Annotated in this window: 17 protein-coding genes and 4 tRNA genes; 14 read left to right on the top strand and 7 right to left on the bottom strand. The window is 59.3% G+C overall.

Going from position 1 to position 18,389, the window contains the following annotated elements; all coding sequences use genetic code 11:
• Positions 1 to 23: 23 nt before the first annotated feature.
• The 6 genes from purF (at position 24) to BT179_RS08150 (ending at position 4,091) form a co-directional block, all read left to right on the top strand.
• Positions 24 to 1,529 carry an amidophosphoribosyltransferase gene (gene purF / locus BT179_RS08175; RefSeq protein ID WP_072392290.1) on the top strand — a complete coding sequence of 502 codons (1,506 nt, stop codon included), beginning with the start codon at positions 24 to 26 and terminating at the stop codon, positions 1,527 to 1,529.
• A 52-nt stretch (positions 1,530 to 1,581) separates the two neighbouring features.
• Positions 1,582 to 2,793: an O-succinylhomoserine sulfhydrylase gene (locus BT179_RS08170; protein ID WP_072430681.1), complete on the top strand. Its 1,212-nt coding sequence runs from the start codon at positions 1,582 to 1,584 to the stop codon at positions 2,791 to 2,793.
• Entirely contained in the window at positions 2,790 to 3,545 is a 756-nt protein-coding gene (locus BT179_RS08165) for an SDR family oxidoreductase (protein ID WP_072392297.1), read from the top strand. The genes BT179_RS08170 and BT179_RS08165 overlap by 4 nt, the downstream gene beginning before the upstream one ends.
• A gap of 168 nt (positions 3,546 to 3,713) precedes the next feature.
• A tRNA-Val gene (locus BT179_RS08160) sits at positions 3,714 to 3,789 on the top strand.
• Between the two features lie 58 nt (positions 3,790 to 3,847).
• Positions 3,848 to 3,924, top strand: a tRNA-Asp gene (locus BT179_RS08155).
• A 90-nt stretch (positions 3,925 to 4,014) separates the two neighbouring features.
• Positions 4,015 to 4,091 (top strand) — tRNA-Asp (locus tag BT179_RS08150).
• A 219-nt stretch (positions 4,092 to 4,310) separates the two neighbouring features.
• Here BT179_RS08150 and BT179_RS08145 read toward each other — a convergent pair.
• Positions 4,311 to 5,594: an NAD(P)/FAD-dependent oxidoreductase gene (locus BT179_RS08145; RefSeq protein WP_072430680.1), complete on the bottom strand. Its 1,284-nt coding sequence runs from the start codon at positions 5,592 to 5,594 to the stop codon at positions 4,311 to 4,313.
• A gap of 183 nt (positions 5,595 to 5,777) precedes the next feature.
• Between BT179_RS08145 and BT179_RS08140 the strand changes: the two genes are divergently transcribed.
• Positions 5,778 to 5,854 (top strand) — tRNA-Val (locus tag BT179_RS08140).
• 389 nt (positions 5,855 to 6,243) lie between these two features.
• On the opposite strand, the gene BT179_RS26735 is transcribed toward BT179_RS08140, so the two are convergent.
• Positions 6,244 to 6,405, bottom strand: coding sequence for a hypothetical protein (locus BT179_RS26735; protein ID WP_165887429.1), 162 nt, complete (start codon positions 6,403 to 6,405; stop codon positions 6,244 to 6,246).
• Between the two features lie 324 nt (positions 6,406 to 6,729).
• On the opposite strand from BT179_RS26735, the gene BT179_RS08135 reads away from it, so the two are divergent.
• Together BT179_RS08135 and BT179_RS26730 are read left to right on the top strand one after the other, a co-directional pair.
• Positions 6,730 to 6,930: a hypothetical protein gene (locus BT179_RS08135; RefSeq protein WP_072392303.1), complete on the top strand. Its 201-nt coding sequence runs from the start codon at positions 6,730 to 6,732 to the stop codon at positions 6,928 to 6,930.
• A gap of 394 nt (positions 6,931 to 7,324) precedes the next feature.
• Positions 7,325 to 7,468, top strand: coding sequence for a hypothetical protein (locus BT179_RS26730; protein WP_177305103.1), 144 nt, complete (start codon positions 7,325 to 7,327; stop codon positions 7,466 to 7,468).
• Between the two features lie 286 nt (positions 7,469 to 7,754).
• On the opposite strand, the gene BT179_RS08130 is transcribed toward BT179_RS26730, so the two are convergent.
• The gene (locus BT179_RS08130; protein WP_072430679.1) at positions 7,755 to 8,840 is read right to left on the bottom strand and encodes a type I restriction endonuclease; all 1,086 of its coding nucleotides are present in this window, start codon (positions 8,838 to 8,840) and stop codon (positions 7,755 to 7,757) included.
• Between the two features lie 651 nt (positions 8,841 to 9,491).
• On the opposite strand from BT179_RS08130, the gene BT179_RS08125 reads away from it, so the two are divergent.
• Positions 9,492 to 9,803 (top strand): DUF2388 domain-containing protein, encoded by a 312-nt coding sequence (locus tag BT179_RS08125; RefSeq protein ID WP_256343834.1) that lies wholly within the window; start codon positions 9,492 to 9,494, stop codon positions 9,801 to 9,803.
• A 329-nt stretch (positions 9,804 to 10,132) separates the two neighbouring features.
• Here BT179_RS08125 and BT179_RS08120 read toward each other — a convergent pair whose 3' ends face one another.
• The 3 genes from BT179_RS08120 to BT179_RS08110 all read right to left on the bottom strand — a co-directional run bounded on the left by BT179_RS08120 (position 10,133) and on the right by BT179_RS08110 (position 12,431).
• The gene (locus BT179_RS08120; RefSeq protein WP_072392314.1) at positions 10,133 to 10,564 is read right to left on the bottom strand and encodes an HD domain-containing protein; all 432 of its coding nucleotides are present in this window, start codon (positions 10,562 to 10,564) and stop codon (positions 10,133 to 10,135) included.
• A gap of 251 nt (positions 10,565 to 10,815) precedes the next feature.
• Entirely contained in the window at positions 10,816 to 11,022 is a 207-nt protein-coding gene (locus tag BT179_RS08115; protein ID WP_072392317.1) for a hypothetical protein, read from the bottom strand.
• Between the two features lie 194 nt (positions 11,023 to 11,216).
• On the bottom strand, positions 11,217 to 12,431 hold the full coding sequence (locus BT179_RS08110; protein WP_072430677.1) for an MFS transporter: 1,215 nt from the start codon (positions 12,429 to 12,431) through the stop codon (positions 11,217 to 11,219).
• 126 nt (positions 12,432 to 12,557) lie between these two features.
• Here BT179_RS08110 and BT179_RS08105 point away from each other — a divergent pair, with 126 nt between their 5' ends.
• Entirely contained in the window at positions 12,558 to 13,067 is a 510-nt protein-coding gene (locus BT179_RS08105) for an anti-virulence regulator CigR family protein (protein WP_072430676.1), read from the top strand.
• Positions 13,068 to 13,114: 47 nt separating this feature from the next.
• Here the strand turns inward: BT179_RS08105 and BT179_RS08100 are convergent, their stop codons facing one another.
• The gene (locus BT179_RS08100; protein ID WP_072392325.1) at positions 13,115 to 14,959 is read right to left on the bottom strand and encodes a sigma-54-dependent Fis family transcriptional regulator; all 1,845 of its coding nucleotides are present in this window, start codon (positions 14,957 to 14,959) and stop codon (positions 13,115 to 13,117) included.
• Between the two features lie 353 nt (positions 14,960 to 15,312).
• On the opposite strand from BT179_RS08100, the gene BT179_RS08095 reads away from it, so the two are divergent.
• From BT179_RS08095 to BT179_RS08085, 3 genes are read left to right on the top strand one after another with little or no spacing between them, the layout of a single operon-like run.
• The gene (locus tag BT179_RS08095) at positions 15,313 to 16,407 is read left to right on the top strand and encodes an ABC transporter ATP-binding protein (protein ID WP_072392327.1); all 1,095 of its coding nucleotides are present in this window, start codon (positions 15,313 to 15,315) and stop codon (positions 16,405 to 16,407) included.
• A complete protein-coding gene (locus tag BT179_RS08090; protein ID WP_072392331.1) occupies positions 16,407 to 17,516 on the top strand; it encodes an ABC transporter ATP-binding protein in 1,110 nt (369 codons plus the stop codon). Before BT179_RS08095 ends, BT179_RS08090 begins: the two co-directional genes overlap by 1 nt.
• Positions 17,513 to 18,379, top strand: coding sequence for a carbohydrate ABC transporter permease (locus BT179_RS08085; RefSeq protein ID WP_072392335.1), 867 nt, complete (start codon positions 17,513 to 17,515; stop codon positions 18,377 to 18,379). Before BT179_RS08090 ends, BT179_RS08085 begins: the two co-directional genes overlap by 4 nt.
• Positions 18,380 to 18,389 lie beyond the last annotated feature (10 nt).

The following is an 18,389-nucleotide window of genomic DNA, read 5'->3' as shown; positions in this document are numbered from 1 at the left end:
CCATTAAGTAGGGGTTGCGTCGCATGTGTGGCATCGTCGGTATCGTCGGTAAGTCGAACGTCAATCAGGCGCTGTATGACGCGCTAACCGTGCTCCAGCACCGCGGCCAGGACGCTGCCGGTATCGTGACCAGTCATGACGGCCGGTTATTCCTGCGCAAGGACAATGGCCTGGTCCGTGACGTGTTCCATCAGCGCCACATGCAACGCCTGGTCGGCCACATGGGCATCGGTCATGTGCGCTATCCGACCGCCGGCAGCTCGACCTCGGCCGAAGCCCAGCCGTTCTACGTCAACTCGCCGTATGGCATCACCCTGGCGCATAACGGCAACCTGACCAACGTCGAGCAGTTGGCCAAGGAAATCTACGAATCGGACCTGCGCCACGTCAACACCAATTCCGACTCGGAAGTGATGCTCAACGTCTTCGCCCATGAGCTGGCCCAGCGTGGCAAGCTGCAGCCTACCGAAGAAGACGTGTTCGCCGCCGTGACCGAAGTGCACAACCGTTGTGTCGGTGGCTACACCGTGGTGGCGATGATCACCGGCTACGGCATCGTCGGCTTCCGCGACCCCCATGGCATCCGTCCGATCGTGTTCGGCCAGCGTCACACCGACGAAGGCGTCGAGTACATGATCGCTTCCGAAAGCGTATCCCTGGACGTGCTGGGCTTCACCCTGATCCGCGACCTGGCTCCGGGCGAGGCGGTCTACATCACCGAAGACGGCAAGTTGTTCACCCGTCAGTGCGCGACCAACCCGACCCTGACGCCGTGCATCTTCGAACACGTCTACCTGGCGCGTCCGGACTCCATCATCGACGGCATCTCGGTCTACAAGGCCCGCCTGCGCATGGGTGAGAAGCTGGCCGAGAAGATCCTGCGCGAGCGCCCGGACCACGACATCGACGTGGTGATCCCTATCCCGGACACCAGCCGCACCGCGGCCCTGGAGCTGGCGAACCACCTGGGCGTCAAGTTCCGCGAAGGCTTCGTGAAGAACCGCTACATCGGTCGCACCTTCATCATGCCGGGCCAGGCCGCGCGGAAAAAATCCGTACGCCAGAAGCTCAACGCCATCGAACTGGAATTCCGCGGCAAGAACGTCATGCTGGTGGACGACTCCATCGTGCGTGGCACCACTTGCAAGCAGATCATTCAGATGGCCCGCGAAGCCGGCGCCAAGAATGTGTATTTCTGCTCGGCGGCCCCGGCCGTGCGTTACCCGAACGTCTATGGCATCGACATGCCGAGCGCCCATGAGCTGATCGCCCACAACCGCACCACCCAGGAAGTCGCCGACCTGATCGGCGCCGACTGGCTGATCTACCAGGACCTGCCGGACCTGATCGAAGCGGTAGGCGGCGGCAAGATCAAGATCGAGCAGTTCGACTGCGCGGTATTCGATGGCAAGTACGTCACCGGTGATGTCGACGAGGCATACCTGAACAAGATCGAAAGCGCCCGCAACGATGCATCCAAGGCCAAGACCCAGGCGGTCAGCGCGATCATCGATCTGTATAACAACTGAGTGACGAACCGGCCCCGAGGGGCCGGTTTGCGTTTAACCGAGGAGTGGCAGCATGAGTCAGGATTGGGATGCCGGTCGGCTGGACAGCGACCTTGAAGGCGTAGCGTTCGACACCCTGGCGGTTCGCGCCGGTCAGCACCGCACGCCGGAAGCCGAGCACGGCGATCCGATGTTCTTCACCTCCAGCTATGTATTCCGTACCGCTGCCGATGCGGCGGCGCGGTTTGCCGGCGAAGTGCCCGGCAACGTCTATTCACGTTACACCAACCCCACCGTGCGGGCGTTCGAAGAGCGCATCGCCGCCCTCGAAGGCGCCGAGCAAGCGGTTGCCACCGCCACCGGCATGGCGGCGATCATGGCGGTGGTCATGAGCCTGTGCAGCGCCGGCGACCACGTACTGGTGTCGCGCAGCGTCTTTGGCTCCACCATCAGCCTGTTCGAGAAGTACTTCAAGCGCTTCGGCGTGGAAGTCGACTACGTGCCCCTGGCGGACCTGTCCGCCTGGGATGCGGCGATCAAGGCCAACACGAAGCTCTTGTTCGTCGAATCGCCCTCCAACCCATTGGCCGAGCTGGTGGACATTGCCGCCCTGGCGGAGATCGCGCACGCCAAGGGCGCCATGCTGGTGGTGGATAACTGCTTCTGCACCCCGGCGTTGCAACAACCGCTGAAGCTGGGGGCGGACGTGGTGGTGCATTCGGCCACCAAGTTCATCGATGGCCAGGGGCGTTGCATGGGCGGCGTGGTGGCCGGTCGCAGCGAGCAGATGAAGGAAGTCGTGGGCTTCCTGCGCACTGCCGGGCCGACCCTCAGCCCGTTCAACGCCTGGATCTTCCTCAAGGGCCTGGAAACCCTCGGCCTGCGCATGAAGGCGCATTGCGCCAACGCCCAGGCCCTGGCCGAGTGGCTGGAGCAGCAGGACGGTATCGAGAAGGTGCATTACGCCGGCCTCAAGAGCCATCCGCAGCACGACCTGGCCGTGCGCCAGCAACGGGGGTTCGGTGCGGTGGTGAGTTTCGAGGTCAAGGGCGGCAAGGAGGGCGCCTGGCGCTTCATCGACGCGACCCGGTTGATTTCCATCACCGCCAACCTGGGCGACAGCAAGACCACCATCACCCATCCGAGCACCACCTCCCACGGTCGCCTGTCGCCCCAGGAGCGTGAGGCGGCGGGCATCCGTGACAGCCTGATCCGCATCGCGGTGGGCCTGGAAGACGTGGCGGACCTGCAAGCCGATCTGGCTCGTGGGTTGGCGGCCTTGTGATCGAAGGCACTCATGGCCGGGTCGCACTCGTAACGGGTGCCGCCCGGGGCATCGGCCTCGGCATTGCGGCCTGGCTGATCTGTGAGGGCTGGCAGGTGGTCCTGACCGACCTGGATCGCGAGCGCGGCTCCCGGGTGGCCAAGGCCCTGGGGGATGGCGCCTGGTTCATTGGCATGGATGTGGCGGACGAGGCGCAAGTGGCGACGGGCATCGCCGAAGTCCTCGGGCAATTCGGACGGCTCGATGCGCTGGTGTGCAACGCAGCCATTGCCGACCCGCACAACATCACCCTGGAAAGCCTCGACCTGGCCTACTGGAACCGGGTCCTGGCGGTGAACCTGGGCGGCCCGATGCTGCTGGCCAAGCACTGTGCGCCTTACCTGCGCGCTCACAACGGCGCCATCGTCAACCTGGCCTCGACCCGCGCCGCGCAATCGGAGCCCGATACCGAGGCCTACGCGGCGAGCAAGGGCGGCTTGCTGGCCCTGACCCACGCTTTGGCGATCAGTCTGGGGCCGGAAATCCGCGTCAATGCCGTCAGCCCTGGCTGGATCGACGCCCGCGACCCGTCCCAGCGCCGCGCGCAGCCGCTGACCGACGCCGATCACGCCCAGCATCCGGCGGGCAGGGTAGGGACGGTCGAGGACGTGGCGGCAATGGTGGCATGGCTGCTGTCGCGTAACGCCGGTTTCGTCACGGGCCAGGAGTTCGTGGTGGACGGCGGCATGACCAAGAAAATGATTTATGAATGAACAGCAGCCACAAGTCGCGAGCTACAAGCGGCAAGTGGTTATGCGGTGCTGGGGCTTGCGAGTTGCCGCTTGAAGCGTGCAGCTCGAAGCTGTTTTTGAAAAAAATCCAACCCTGCTATTGACTTAGCTTCGGCACCTGCGTAAATTTCGCGGCCTCAGCGAAGCAAAGGGTGATTAGCTCAGCCGGGAGAGCGTCTGCCTTACAAGCAGAATGTCGGCGGTTCGATCCCGTCATCACCCACCATGTTCCATGAGAGTCTTGCGAAAGCAAGATGGAAGCCGTCAAAAGCCTCCACCGACGCGCAGCGGTAGTTCAGTCGGTTAGAATACCGGCCTGTCACGCCGGGGGTCGCGGGTTCGAGTCCCGTCCGCTGCGCCATATTTACCGAGTCAGGTCAGCCTGGTTCGAGATCGAGGCCTCAAAGGCCCTGGTCAGACGAGTTAACTGGACGCAAGTCCATAGCGATACGCAGCGGTAGTTCAGTCGGTTAGAATACCGGCCTGTCACGCCGGGGGTCGCGGGTTCGAGTCCCGTCCGCTGCGCCATATCTGCTTCGAGGCCCACTGAACGCCTTGAAGCCAGGAAGAAAGCCGTACAGCGGACTTCTGATCGATAGCAAAGACCCTGGTCGAAAGACCGGGGTTTTTTGTTCTGCTGTAACGATATTGCGAAGATCGGAACAAGCCCGTGATAAGCGAGCTTGCTCCCGCTGGGCTGCGAAGCAGCCCTTGCTTGCTGAGTTGGCAAGACTCAGGGGGCGAGCCTCAGAATCCCAATCTATCCCGCAGCCCGTAATACCACGCACCCATCGCCGCAAACGGCGTGCGCAACAGCTGGCCGCCAGGGAACGGGTAGTGGGGCAGATCGGCAAATGCATCAAAACGCTCAGCCTGACCACGCAGCGCCTCGGCCAGGACCTTGCCTGCCAGGTGCGTGTACGTCACGCCATGGCCGCTGCAGCCCTGGGAGTAGTAGATGTTGTCGCCCAGACGCCCCACCTGTGGAAGACGCGACAACGTCAGCAGGAAATTTCCGGTCCATGCGTAATCGATCTTCACATCCTTGAGCTGGGGGAAGGCCTTGAGCATCTTCGGACGGATGATCGCTTCGATGTTCGCCGGATCCCTCGCGCCATACACGACGCCGCCGCCGAAGATCAGGCGCTTGTCGCCTGTCAGTCGGTAATAGTCCAGCAGGTAATTGCAGTCCTCGACGCAATAATCCTGGGGCAACAGACTGTGGGCCAACTCTTCCCCCAGAGGCTCGGTGGTGATCACCTGGGTGCCGCAAGGCATCGACTTGGCCGCCAGCTCCGGCACCAGATTGCCCAGATAGGCATTGCCCGCCACGATGATGAACTTGGCCCTGACCTTGCCTTGTGGCGTATGCACCACCGGGCTTGCACCGCGTTCGATGCGCACCGCCGGCGATTGTTCATGAATGACCCCGCCAAGGGACTCCACCGCAGCGGCTTCGCCCAACGCCAGGTTGAGGGGATGGATATGCCCGCCGCTCATGTCCAGCATGCCACCCACGTACTCTTCGCACGCCACCACTTCGCGAATGCGGCGTTGATCCAGCAGCTCCAGCTGGGTATGGCCGAAACGCTCCCATAGACGTTTCTGCGATTCCAGATGCCCCATCTGTTTAGCGGTAAGGGCTGCGAAGACGCCACCGTCCTTCAAGTCGCACTGGATCTGATACTTCGCCACCCGCTCACGAATGATCCGACCGCCCTCGAAGGCCATGTTGCCCAGCAATTGTGCCTGCTGCGGCCCGACACTGCGTTCGATCACATCGATGTCGCGGCTGTAGCTGTTGACGATCTGCCCGCCGTTGCGACCCGATGCGCCAAACCCCACCTTCGCGGCCTCGACAATCGTGACCTTGAAGCCGTTCTCCAGCAAAAACAGGGCAGAGGACAGGCCGGTATAGCCAGCGCCGATCACACACACGTCGGTTTCGACGTCACCTTGCAGGGCCGGGCGCGACGCAGCCGGGTTGGCCGATGCGGCGTAGTAAGACGCTGGATAAGGAGTGTTCGCCATTCTGCAACCTCTGTTTTATATTTTTTACGAATGCGCCGATCCTACCCGAGATAAAAATCCGCCGCCAGCCACCGCAAATACTTCATTGCCCCGGCGAAATTAAATATTTTGCATATTCATAGGGTTAGGTGAAAAAAAGGTGTTGACACCCCTTCGGAATTCCGTAGAATGCCGCCTCACAGCAGGCACGTAGCTCAGTTGGTTAGAGCACCACCTTGACATGGTGGGGGTCGTTGGTTCGAGTCCAATCGCGCCTACCAAACAAAATCCGCTCTGCTGGGCGGTCTAGAAGGGTCAACCGAGAGGTTGGCCCTTTTTTGTTTGCCGCTGGCAAAAGTCCAGTCCCATCCAGCCGCTCTGGCTCGGCGCAACAGTCCCAACAAACTCCTCCCTCTGCGAATAGACAGAAAAGTGGCGTAGGCGCTGTTCCGTCATTCTTTAGCCGTGAGCGACTATAGGGGGACCGTGGCACCGTAACGCTGGTTGATAGGTGGCTTCTTTTCGACAGTGGCGTACGTAGAGACTGGAAAGAGCTCATCGAACGGTGCAAGTCACTTAAGGGAACTATCGAGTAGCGATGGTGAAGGCTTGCGTTGAACCTGGATCCCGAGAAAAAGCCCGGCGCACCGGGCCTGATCGGGGCCAATTTTCAGCGGGAAATTTCTTTCTCTGTCACGCCGACGGCTGATCTTTCCCTGCGTCTGCGAAGCCAGCTATAGAGTGCATGCACGGGGTGCAGAAATGCCGCAAGCACGGCCACCAGCATGACGATGAAGATGATGATCAGTGGGACGCTTTCGTGCGAGAACATGGTGGTCACTCCTGTAGTCACTATGTTGGAACCCGCAGGGTAGACGCATCGGACCTTGCTTGCGGTGAACGAATGTTCATCATGGGACGCTTGATTTGTGCTAAGGCAGGGCTCGAAGAGTGATTGGGTCGAGTATGCAGTCCCAGCGTCGTCACGATGGAAAGCTCCGTATCGGCGAGAACCCGTGTAATGTTCGAGCATGAGGCGCTCGTGGGGGAGGGAGTGAAGGTTGGCTGCTTGCCGGCTTGGACATCCGCATGGTGTTCTGTTGTTGTGTATTCGCATTGAAGCGGGTGACGCAACACCCTGGAGATAGGTTGATCAATGCCAAAGAAACATCAGGAAAGCAAAGCAGTGACGGCTGCTGATATCGAGCGCTCTATCCAGGCGCTTAATATCATGGCGGAACGCCTCTGGGGCGATGGGCGGGAAGCGGAGGCGAAAGCTCTGCTCAATGCCCTGGATGCCTTAAACAGGGCACTGGATCGGATCAGGATTGGAGAGAGTCGCAGGGTTCTTCATTGAACGGAAAAGGCAGGGTTCTCCTGTAAAAGACTGACCGCTTCGTCAGCTTCTTGACCCGGCTAGTCCTGGGTAGACTTCGCAGGTTGGCTGGATTGGCCGGTCATCTACATGGATTTGGAAATTATGGATAATCCTGCACCTCTGGTTAGGAATATCTCACGCTCGGTCCTGGCAACCTCGCCGTGATCTACTGCCTTTTTCGTACATTCAAAAAATGCCTGCTGGCTGGTCGGCGAGGGCTGGAGCCAAGCCAGAATGGCCGATATCGCGCTCATTAGTCGGCTCCACCTGCTTGCTGCTGGCAATCGCCGGCCTGTTGCTATGGCGGCGTAGCGCAAAGTCATCCTGGGTCCTGTTGGGGGCATTGCTCCTGGGGCTGACATTGATTCCAATCATGCTGCCTGACATCTTCCAAATGCCGGCCAGCCTTTACATCCAGCTTGCCTGGTACCTGCGGCCGGTTATCCTGCAAGCCGTCCTGCTGGTTGCGGTATGGGGCTATAGCCTGCGGTTGCGTAAATCCGGTTATCTGAAATAGAGCTCTCAACTTCGAAGCCCAGCCTATCCCGCTGGGCTTTTTCGTTATGGCTGGCAGGGGTGGCAGAATGGGGCAGGAGCGTCGTATGGACAGAATGTCTCTGGCGTTTTCCCGTTAGAAATCCCTTGGAACCAAAAAACGTTGATAGGTAGCTGGTTACCCAAGTTTAAGCACTTCCGTTGCTCGCTACGACATGCGCGCACAATAAGATGGGGGGCAAATGACGGTTACGAGATGAGCCAATAGCAACGAACTCGAAACGAGCTCTGCCCCCATAGTTTTCGTATCAGGCTTGTCCTTGATAAAAGGTGATCGTCTCTTTTAGAGAGTCCGAGAACCCGTAAATATCGTCAAGCGAGCTTATCGGGTGACGCGTTTCGTTCTTGTCTTTATCGAAGACGCCTAAATATTTTTGCGTTCTATTGAAATGCAACCTTGCGATTGGTTTTCGATTGTTGTCATCCAATAGAATTCCGAAATAACTTTGTGTATCTCGGTGTGCGATCCGCTTTGCATCAATAACTGTGCGCACTATCGCTTTTATTATATGGAATCCTTCGAGTTCTTCCATGGTAGTGAGAACTCTATCTTCTGGTACATCATTAGCATCCGGTTGGGTTTCGGATACTACAACTTCGGCCGGAGTAGGAAGGGGTACGCCACTGATTGCAGATTTTAATCGATCATTTATCTGATCGTTCAGGAACTGAGCAGCGGCTTTTTTTGTAAGCAGTGCAAACTGTTCTCTTACCTTCTGGGTAATCGCGCCTTCGTAGATCCGTGAAGCAAAGAAACGCACGAAATCATCGTCGGGCTGAGTTAGTTGTGAGGCCATTTCTCTTTTGATCTGTCCTACATATTTCAGCTCGCCAGCTGCATTGATAATCGATTCAACGTCGAATGCTGATTTCGTAAGTTTTTGCAGCTCGGGAATAACGTGCTCGTCAATGTCTAAAAGATCTATTTCTAAAAATGGTTTTTCATCCATTTTGTTAGGAGCGTCTAGGTCGGTGAAAAACCTATAGAATCTGCCGTTTGTCAGGATTGAAATTCTAGCGGTTGTGACGTGGAAGTATCTGAATAGTTGGCTGGCGTGGTTTATGTTTAAGGGTTCGCCAATTTTCTTGGTTTCAATAAGAATTTGAATCTGGCCGTTCTTTAGTATTGCGTAATCAATTTTTTCGCCTTTTTTGGTACCAATGTCACATACATATTCGGGCACGACTTCAGATGGATCGAAAACATCGTAGCCAAGCACTGTATGGATGAAGGGCATTACAAACGCGGTTTTAGTTGCTTCTTCCGTTTGGATCGTTGACGCTAACTGACTTACTTTTGCCGACATCGCATTCAAGCGCTCTAAAAATTCCATTTTCCTGGCTCCACTGCAGATTCGCCCGATTGGGCTGATGGAGGCCTAACGCTACTACTTGTTAGCTGTGTTCGAATACTGTGTTTTTATACACGCTGGATACACATGCAGCTAGAAAGGCTTGTACAGCGATCATAGTGAAAGCCTCGTAAATCTGTTACCAAGTTGAACCGCCAATACTATTCAGTGGCCAAAACCCTTATCCACCCCAGAGGACACTGCAATGGCCGATGAAAAGCAAAAAGACCCGCCCAAGAACGACACCCCTGCGCATTCCACAGAGCAGGAACGTGAGCGTCTGAAGGATTTCAACAAGGACGGTATTCCACCGGGGGCGTGCTGATCTGGTGATCTGGCATGCTTCGTAATGTTTGAGGCGGTCCCTCCAATGGGGTGGCAGACGGTCGAAAATGTCTTGCTTCGATGAAGGAGCGGTGCGCGCGTCCTCAATATTCATCTCAGGTCCTTGGGGGACCGCTAGCAAGTCATGGACGTGCTAAAGGCATTGTCTGGGATACGGCGCAAGGGCGTCTTCCTGCCGTGCGGGTTGCAGTCCTTCGGGCCGAGCTTTTGTTTCCAACCGTATCTCGCTTTGTTACCGTGACGGCCTTTTGCATGCTGGGAAGAACAGAAGAGATGGTTCCATTAAGAATGCTGGCAATCGCCATTTGGGCATTGCTCAGCACTGAGGCGCGAGCGTGGTATGTCGAAAATCCGGTCGAGAGAGCATTGACCGCTACGACGCTGGTGCCGACTATGATCGTTGGCGCAACGACGGCCTTCACCGTAGATGGGCCGGCCATATTCAAGTCCGCCAAGAGTGATGCGATTGTATTCATCGGATCAGATGGCGAGATCAGAGGGGCGCATTTTGAGCAGGCCTCCCGTTACTATCGAGCGACCCACAGCTTGCCTCTGATGTCAGATCGGCAACTGGCCCGAGTGATCGTAACGTCTTACTGACCGATTCTCACCTCCCATGCTCAAGCGGCTCATGCTTGGCGACGCCTCATACTTTTCGCAGAGCCTGGCTGAAAATGTTCTGGACTCGTTCGACCTGCCGCTCAGCCTCTTCGCCGATACACTGTTCCTACCCCGTACCGTCTTTACTCGTCTTGGTTCATCCGCAACAGTATTCAGCGAATATCAGCGGTGAATTCTTTGGCAGTGGCTTCGGTACGTTCACATTGGCCTGATGCCGTGAAGCAGAAATAATCCCGCTCTCGGGTGGGGAAGCCCTGGCATATCAGCCGGGGCTTTCTTCGCCCGTGCTGGAAGGCTCCGGTTTTTCTCTAGACGCTCGTTAAAGCCGTCAGATACTCCACGGCCTTGCGATATTTCTCTACCCGCTCCAGGTCTTTCGGTCCGGGCCTGTCGATCCGTGACAAATCGCTGTTTTCCGCAAGATCGGCCAGTTTCACTCGACGAGCCAGGGGATTGCGGGCAGCCCGTTCGATGAAGATTTGGTAAGGCTCGCCTTCGTGCCTGGTGAGAGACTCGATGGCGGCGAGGATCGTTTCGCTGAAGCCATCCTTGCGCAGATCGGCGATGCTCACCCGGGTGTCTTCGATCACATCGTGCAATACCGCGACGATCCGTTCGTCCTCATGGGCCAGGCGCCGCATGACGTTCAACGGATGCAGGATGTAAGGCGCGCCGCCTTTGTCGGTCTGCCCTTCATGGGCCAGAGCGGCAATCGATATAGCCTTTTCAAGTGTGCTCACGACCTTTCCCTCGTCCGCTTTCGATTGTTGCCGGTAAGCGAGAATGTCATGCTTTTTCGACGATTACACCCCGGGACCGTCGGGCTCGTCATTCATCTGAGGTGTCTGCACAGGGACGGCGCCTGATACAGAGGGCGCATTGCACTTGATTGTTGTTCGAGGGAATGAATCCTGGCCGGACGAGACCGAACCACTGCCCAGTCGCCCGCGCAAAAGCGGGCGATGGCTTCCTCAATAGCCAGCCTCGGCAATCAGGCCACGCAGCCAATTCCCTCCGCGAAGCCATGTTCCTGCACCGCGGCCATGAAGTGCAGTGGCATGTCCTGTTTCACTTCGATGGCCGGCATTTCAAAGCCGCCCACGATTTGTCCCTGAAGCCCACTCAGCCGTATCGACTCTTCTTCCTTTGCCTTTGCCATTCTCGCGTGGTTCGCTGCGATTTCGTTGAGAGTTGACACGGTACATCTCCGATGACTGACCAAGCGGTAATTAAAAGGCCGCCGCGTCAGGGTTACGTCGTCCTGAGGCTGCCATGCCAGGTCGGTGCAAGCCTTGAGCCAGACGTGGCGGCTGACGGTGCATGCGGTTCCATTCACGACGAATGGTACGCACGCACAAATTCATACCGGTCACAGATGAATATTTGAAGACGTCAGCCGTCCGTATCGACCCCGTAGCCCTGCGGGCTGCCTTCCCTGTGGCTGAACAACACCAGTACCGCCAGGCCTGTCAGGCTGGTGGCGAGGGCCAGCAGCAGGATCACCTGGCGGGTGCCGAGTGGCGCGGCCAGCAACGCGACCAGCAGGCCCGCCAGGGGTTGCGACAGATTGTTGAGCAGGGTGATGACGCCGACGGTCTTGCCGAAGTCCTGGGGCGGAATGATTTTCTGGCGGACACTGCGCATGTACACGTTGAACATCTTGTCGAAACCGACGATCAGCAGGAAACCAACCACATAGCCCCACGCGGATGGGCTGAGCGCGGTGATGAACGCGCCTGCGGCGATCAGGCTGTAGGACAGGACTCCCAGCAATTTCAGGGGCAAGGTGGCGCGGGCCAGAAAGAACAGGATGAGAATGGTGGTCACGGCTCCGGCGGCTTGCAGTCCGGCATAGTCATCCTTCGTGGCGTCGTATTGACCGATCGCCATGGCGGCGGAAGTGGCGAGGGTGACACCGATGACCAGATTGACCCCGGCTGCCAGGCAGATGAGTTTTTTCAGCTGGGTGAATTTGCCGATGTGGCCCAAAGCAATGCGCAGCGGGCTCAGCCAGGCGTCGTAGCGTTGTTCGAAGATTTGCAGCGTGACCGGGCTGCTCCGCTGCCAGGACAGCATCGCCAGGTCCGCCAGCAGGAACAGGCCGGCAATCGCCAGCACTACCCAATGCCACGCCCATGCCTCGAGCATCAGCGCTGCCACCAGCGGGCCCAGTACCAGCCCGGCCTGGTCGGCGATCTGCGAATAGGACAGGGTCTTGGCATAGGTGTACTGCTTGAAAATGTAGGGCATCACCACTTCGCGGGCCATGATGCCCTGGGTGGTCAGCACGCCGCACAAGGCGGACAGCGCGACGATCCAGTAGATCCCGCCAAAGAGCCCGTAGAATCCCACGCCGACGATGCACGCCACGGCGCGATAGACCTGGCTGATGTGCAGGATACGAATCGGCGAGAATCTATCGCACAGCGCGCCGCAGATCGGGAACGACAAGTAACGCGGCAAGGCTTCGGCGAAGAAGGCCAGGCCCGCCCAGGACGCACTGCCGGTGGTCTGGAACACCATCAGCGGGACGATGAACAGGAGGATCTGGTCGGCCAGCCGGGAAAGAAACAATGAGACGAAAAAGGCCAGGTAATCCTTGCGCATGAAGCTCCTTGGTGACTGTGACAGCGGTTATCCGGTCCAGGCAAGCGACGCACAGTGTGATATGGAACTAATATCACCGTTAGTCTCTATATCTTTACAGGCAAACCCCTTCTTGAGAGAACGGCCATGTTCAAATCGCGTTCGTTGATTGCTGCAGTTACCTGTTTCGCCCTGGCGGCGGGCCCTGGCATTGTTGTCGCGGACCCGGGCAACGGCAAGGGAAACGCTCAATTCGATCAAGGTCCCGGTCAAGGGCAGGGAGGCAAAGGCGGGCAGGGCAACAAGGGCGGTCAAGGAAATCCCGGTCACAAGGGCAATCAGGGCGGCAAGGGAAACCAGGGAGGTGGCGGCGATTGGCACAACGGCCCGAGCATCGACCGTAGCGGCATCCTGGGGGTGATTGGCGGTTATCGCGATTATTGGAGCCCCGGCCCGGCGTTGCCACCCGGCATCCAGAAGAACCTGGCCCGGGGCAAGCCGCTGCCGCCGGGTATCGCCAAGAAGCTCGATGGCCGGCTGCTGGGGCATCTGCCGCACTATGACGGATATGAGTGGCAGCAGGTGGGCACTGATCTGATCCTGGTGGCGATCGCCAGCGGCATCATCTATGAAGTGCTCAGCGGTGCGTTCGACTGACCCTTTGCCTCAGCGACATGGCAGCCTCTTCGGAGGCTGCCTTCGTATCAGCCTTCAAGTTGTCGCAGGCGTTTGTACAGGGTGTTGCGGCTGACGCCCAGCCGTCGCGCCAGGTGTGAAATGTTCCCGCCCACCGCCTGCAACTGACGGTTCAGGTCCTCGGCATCGTTCAGGTCCACCGCCAGGGGCTCCGGCTGTTCCACGGGTTCCATTTCCAGGTCGACGAAAAAGTCGTCCGGCAGGTGTTCGGGTCGGATCGGCTGTTCCTCGGCCATGGCGAGGGCCACCTGCAATACGCTGCTGACCTGTCGCAGGTTGCCCGGCCACGGATGGCGCTCGAAGAGTTCCAGCACCTCGCGGCTCAGGCCGGCCCACTGGGTCGGTTCGCGATGATGTTCCCAGAGCCGCTTGAACAGGGCCTGCTTGTCGCTGCGCTCCCGCAGGGGCGGCAGCTCCAGGGTCAGGCCGCCGATGCGGTAGTAGAGGTCTTCGCGGAACCGGCCCAGTTGCACCTGTTCGCGCAGGGAGCGGTTGGTGGCGGAAATGATGCGGATGTCCACCGGGAACAGCTCGGCGCTGCCCACCGGTTGCACGCAGCGTTCCTGCAACACCCGCAGCAGCCGGGCCTGGGTTGGCAGCGGCATGTCGCCGATTTCGTCGAGGAACAGCGTGCCGCGGTCGGCCTTGCGGATCAGGCCGATGCTGCCCTTCTGGTTGGCGCCGGTGAAGGCGCCTTTTTCGTAGCCGAACAGCTCCGATTCCACCAGCTCGGCGGGGATCGCCGCGCAGTTGACCGCGATGAACGGTTGCTTGCAACGGGAGCTGGCCTGGTGCAGGGCTTTGACGAAGACTTCCTTGCCCACGCCCGTTTCGCCGTGGATCAGCAGCGGAATGTCTTTTTCCAGCAGGCGCTCGGCCTGGCGCACGGCTTTTTCCACGCGACTGTCACCAAAATGCAGGGTGTTGAGGCTGATGGCGTTGCCGGCGGGCGCCGGCGCAGGTGTCGGCTCGGCAAACACGCGCGGCTTGATCGACAACTGGCTCGGACGCTTGAGCATGCACTGGAAACGATTGCGCCCGGCCGCCTGCAAGGAAAACGGCAAGCCGTCGGGTTGGTTCAGCAGGTCCAGCAGCGACACCTTGAACAGGCTTTCGATGCTGACCCGGGACAGGCTCAGCCCCAGCAGGTTGTCGGCCCGGCGGTTGGCGGAAAGCACCTGGCCGGTCTCATCGAAAATCAGCAGGCCGGCCCACTGGCTGTCGAGGTTGTTCAACCCGGTGTTGAACGTCAGCTGGAAATGCTCACCGCGAAACAGGTTGAGGATCAGCCGGTTCTCCACGGTCTGGCTCATCATCTTGACCATGCCCAGGGTATGGGAGGGCGGCAGGTAGCTGTCGCTGGAGACATCCAGCACCGCGATGACCTTGCGCTCGGCATCGAAGATCGGCGCGGCGGAACCGGTCATGAAACGGTTGGCCTTGAGAAAGTGTTCATCGTGTTCGATGTGCACCGCCTGTTCACAGGCCAGCGCCGTGCCGATGGCGTTGGTGCCGGTGCAGCGTTCCATCCAGCTCGCTCCGGCGCTGAAACCATGGGCCAGTTTCGGCTCGATGAAACGCTGGGTACCCCAGGACGTCAGCACCTGGCCCTGGTTGTCCGCCAGCATGATCAGGCAATTGGAGTTGCTCAGGATGTTCTCGTAGTACGGCAGGACTTCCTGGTGAGTGGTCTGCACCAGGGAATGCTGGCTCTCCAGCAACTGGGCGACGCCCTCGGCGGGCAGCGGGTCGAAGGAGGGCACGCTCTGATGGTCGAGGCCGAAGGCACGGCAACGGGACCAGGAGGCCTGGATGATGGCGTCATGGGACAAGACTGGGGCAGGTGCGGCCATGGGGCACTCTCGCAGGAGCTGTTTATTATTGTTGTGGTAAGTCTCGCACAGACTCCTTGTGCGGGGGCAGGCCTGAATAGCACGTAATACACAGCCCCTTATGGGAGCGGGCGCCCACAGGGATCGAAGTCAGGCCAACCGAAAGCGTTCATTCAGTGTTGTTCAAAATTGTTCATTGTCAACCGGCGAATTGTTCAGTTGTTCAGTTCTGGTTGTTCATTTCTGTTCATCAACGAACGTATTTTTCCCACGATTATTGAGAAAAACCCACTACATCAACGTGTTGTGATTCCTGGCACGGCTTTCGCTTTCAAGCTTCGGTCGCTTGACTCCAAAAATAAAAAGGCCGAGCCATGTCATTAACGCTTGAGCACATCTGTCGCACCGTCGAAGGCCAGACCTGGATCGACGATGCCAACCTGAATTTCGAACCCGGATCCTTTAACGTCCTGCTGGGGCGCACCCTGTCCGGCAAGACCAGCCTGATGCGGCTGATGGCCGGCCTGGACAAGCCCGACAGCGGGCGCATCCTGATGAACGGCGTCGACGTGACCCACCGCCCGGTGCGGTTGCGCAATGTGTCGATGGTCTATCAGCAGTTCATCAACTACCCGACCATGACGGTATTCGAAAACATCGCCTCGCCCCTGCGCCAGGCCGGTGTGGCCGACGAGGTGATCCAGGACAAGGTGCTGGAAACCGCCCGGATGCTGCGCATCGAAAAATTCCTCAAACGCCATCCGCTGGAGTTGTCCGGGGGCCAGCAGCAGCGCACGGCCATGGCACGGGCCCTGGTCAAGGACGCCGAACTGATCCTGTTCGACGAACCGCTGGTGAACCTGGACTACAAGCTGCGCGAGGAACTGCGCCAGGAGATGCGCGAACTGTTCCAGGCCCGCCACACCATTGCTGTCTATGCCACCACCGAGCCCAACGAGGCCCTGGCCCTGGGTGGCACCACCACGATCCTGCACGAGGGCCGGGTGATCCAGAGCGGCAAGTCGTCGTCGGTCTATCACCAGCCGCAGACTGTCCTGGCCGCCGAATTGTTTTCCGAGCCGCCCATCAACCTCATGCCTGGTCGTATCGCCGGCAATGAAGTGAGCTTCGCCAATTTCGTGCACTTTCCGCTGAACGTCGACCTGCGTCCGGTGGGCGAGGGTGAGTTCCGGTTTGGCGTGCGCCCCAGCCATATCTCCCTGGTGCCGAGCAACGACGATGACCTGGAGTTGGCGGTGACCGTCGAGGTGGCGGAGATCAGCGGCTCGGAAACGTTCCTGCATGTTCGCAACGAGCATTTCCTCCTGGTGCTGCACTTGCCGGGAGTGCATGAGTACGACGTGGACGCGCCGATCCGCATCTACATTCCGACCCACAAACTTTTTGTCTTCGATGCCTCGGGCAAGTTGGTCCAGGCTCCCGGCCAGCGTATCGCGAGGGTTGCCTGATGGCTGAAATACGTTTGCAGAACCTCGCCCACAGCTACACCAGCACACCGGCGGGCCCAGAGGACTACGCGATCCGCGAGATGAACCACATCTGGGAGCAGGGCGGTGCCTATGCGCTGCTCGGCCCGTCAGGGTGCGGCAAGTCCACCTTGCTCAACATCATTTCCGGGTTGCTCAGCCCGTCCGAGGGCCAGGTGCTGTTCGACAGCAAGGTGGTCAACGAGCTGAGCCCGGAGCGGCGCAACATCGCCCAGGTGTTCCAGTTCCCGGTGGTGTACGACACCATGACGGTGTTCGACAACCTGGCGTTCCCCCTGCGTAACCAGGGTATGGCCGAGGCGAAGATCCACACCAAGGTGCAAGAGATCGCCGAGGTCCTGGACCTGCAGAACCTGCTGGACAAAAAGGCCCGCAACCTCACCGCCGACGAGAAGCAGAAAGTCTCCATGGGCCGTGGGCTGGTGCGCGACGACGTGTCGGCGATCCTGTTCGACGAGCCGCTGACGGTGATCGACCCGCACCTGAAATGGAAACTGCGGCGCAAGCTCAAGCAGATCCATGAGCAGTTCAACATCACCATGGTCTACGTCACCCACGATCAGTTGGAGGCGTCCACCTTCGCCGACAAGATCGCGGTGATGTACGGCGGCCAGATCGTGCAGTTCGGCACGCCCCGGGAATTGTTCGAGCGCCCCGGCCATACCTTCGTCGGCTACTTCATCGGCAGCCCGGGCATGAACCTGATCGAGGTGACCGCCCAACCGGGTGGCGTCGGTTTCGCATCCACCCATCTGCCCCTTTCCGACACCTTGCAGCGTCGGGTCGCCGAAGCGCAGGGCAAGCGCCTGAAAGTCGGTATCCGGCCGGAGTTCGTCCATGTCTGGGACGGCCCCTACGACGATGCGATGCGGGCCGAGGTGGTACACGTCGAAGACCTGGGCACCTACAAGATCATGACCCTCAACCTCGACGGCGCGCCGCTGAAGGTACGCCTGGCCGAAGACAAGCCTGTGCCGGAGGGTACGGCCTATATCAGTTTCCCGGCGCAATGGCTGATGGTCTACGCCGATGAATACCTGCTGGAACCGTTGAGCGAGGTGCAGCGATGAACAAGGTGCAGAACAACAAGGCCTGGTGGCTGGTATTGCCGGTGTTCCTGCTGGTGGCTTTCAGTGCCGTGATCCCGATGATGACCGTGGTCAACTACTCGGTGCAGGACATTTTCGACCAGTCCAGCCGCTACTTCGTCGGTGCCGACTGGTACAGGCAGGTGCTGATGGACCCGCGCCTGCACGACTCGCTGTTGCGCCAGTTCATCTACTCGGCCTGCGTGCTGCTGATCGAGATTCCCCTGGGCATCGCCATCGCGTTGACCATGCCGACCAAGGGCAAGTGGTCGTCCCTGGTGCTGATCATCCTGGCGATTCCGCTGCTGATCCCGTGGAACGTGGTGGGCACCATCTGGCAGATCTTCGGCCGCGCCGACATCGGCCTGCTGGGGTCCGTCCTGAACAACCTGGGGATCAACTATAACTACGCGGCCAACACCATGGATGCCTGGGTCACGGTGCTGGTGATGGATGTCTGGCATTGGACGTCCCTGGTGGCGCTGCTGTGCTATTCGGGGCTGCGGGCGATTCCGGACGTGTATTACCAGGCCGCGCGGATCGACCGGGCGTCCAATTGGGCGGTGTTCCGGCACATCCAGTTGCCGAAGATGAAGAGCGTGCTGCTGATCGCGGTGATGCTGCGCTTCATGGACAGCTTCATGATCTACACCGAACCGTTCGTGCTTACCGGCGGCGGGCCGGGCAACGCCACCACGTTCCTCAGCCAGACCCTGACGCAAATGGCCATCGGCCAGTTCGACCTCGGCCCGGCGGCGGCGTTCTCCCTGGTGTACTTCCTGATCATCCTGTTGGTGTCGTGGCTGTTCTATACCGCCATGACTCATTCCGACGCCAACCGTTGAGGCCCGTGCG

Origin of the sequence: Pseudomonas sp. NFACC43, assembly GCF_900119645.1 — a bacterium.
GTDB lineage: Bacteria > Pseudomonadota > Gammaproteobacteria > Pseudomonadales > Pseudomonadaceae > Aquipseudomonas.
The sequence above is the reverse complement of the archived record's forward strand: the minus strand, read 5'-3'. Positions and strand labels throughout refer to the sequence as shown.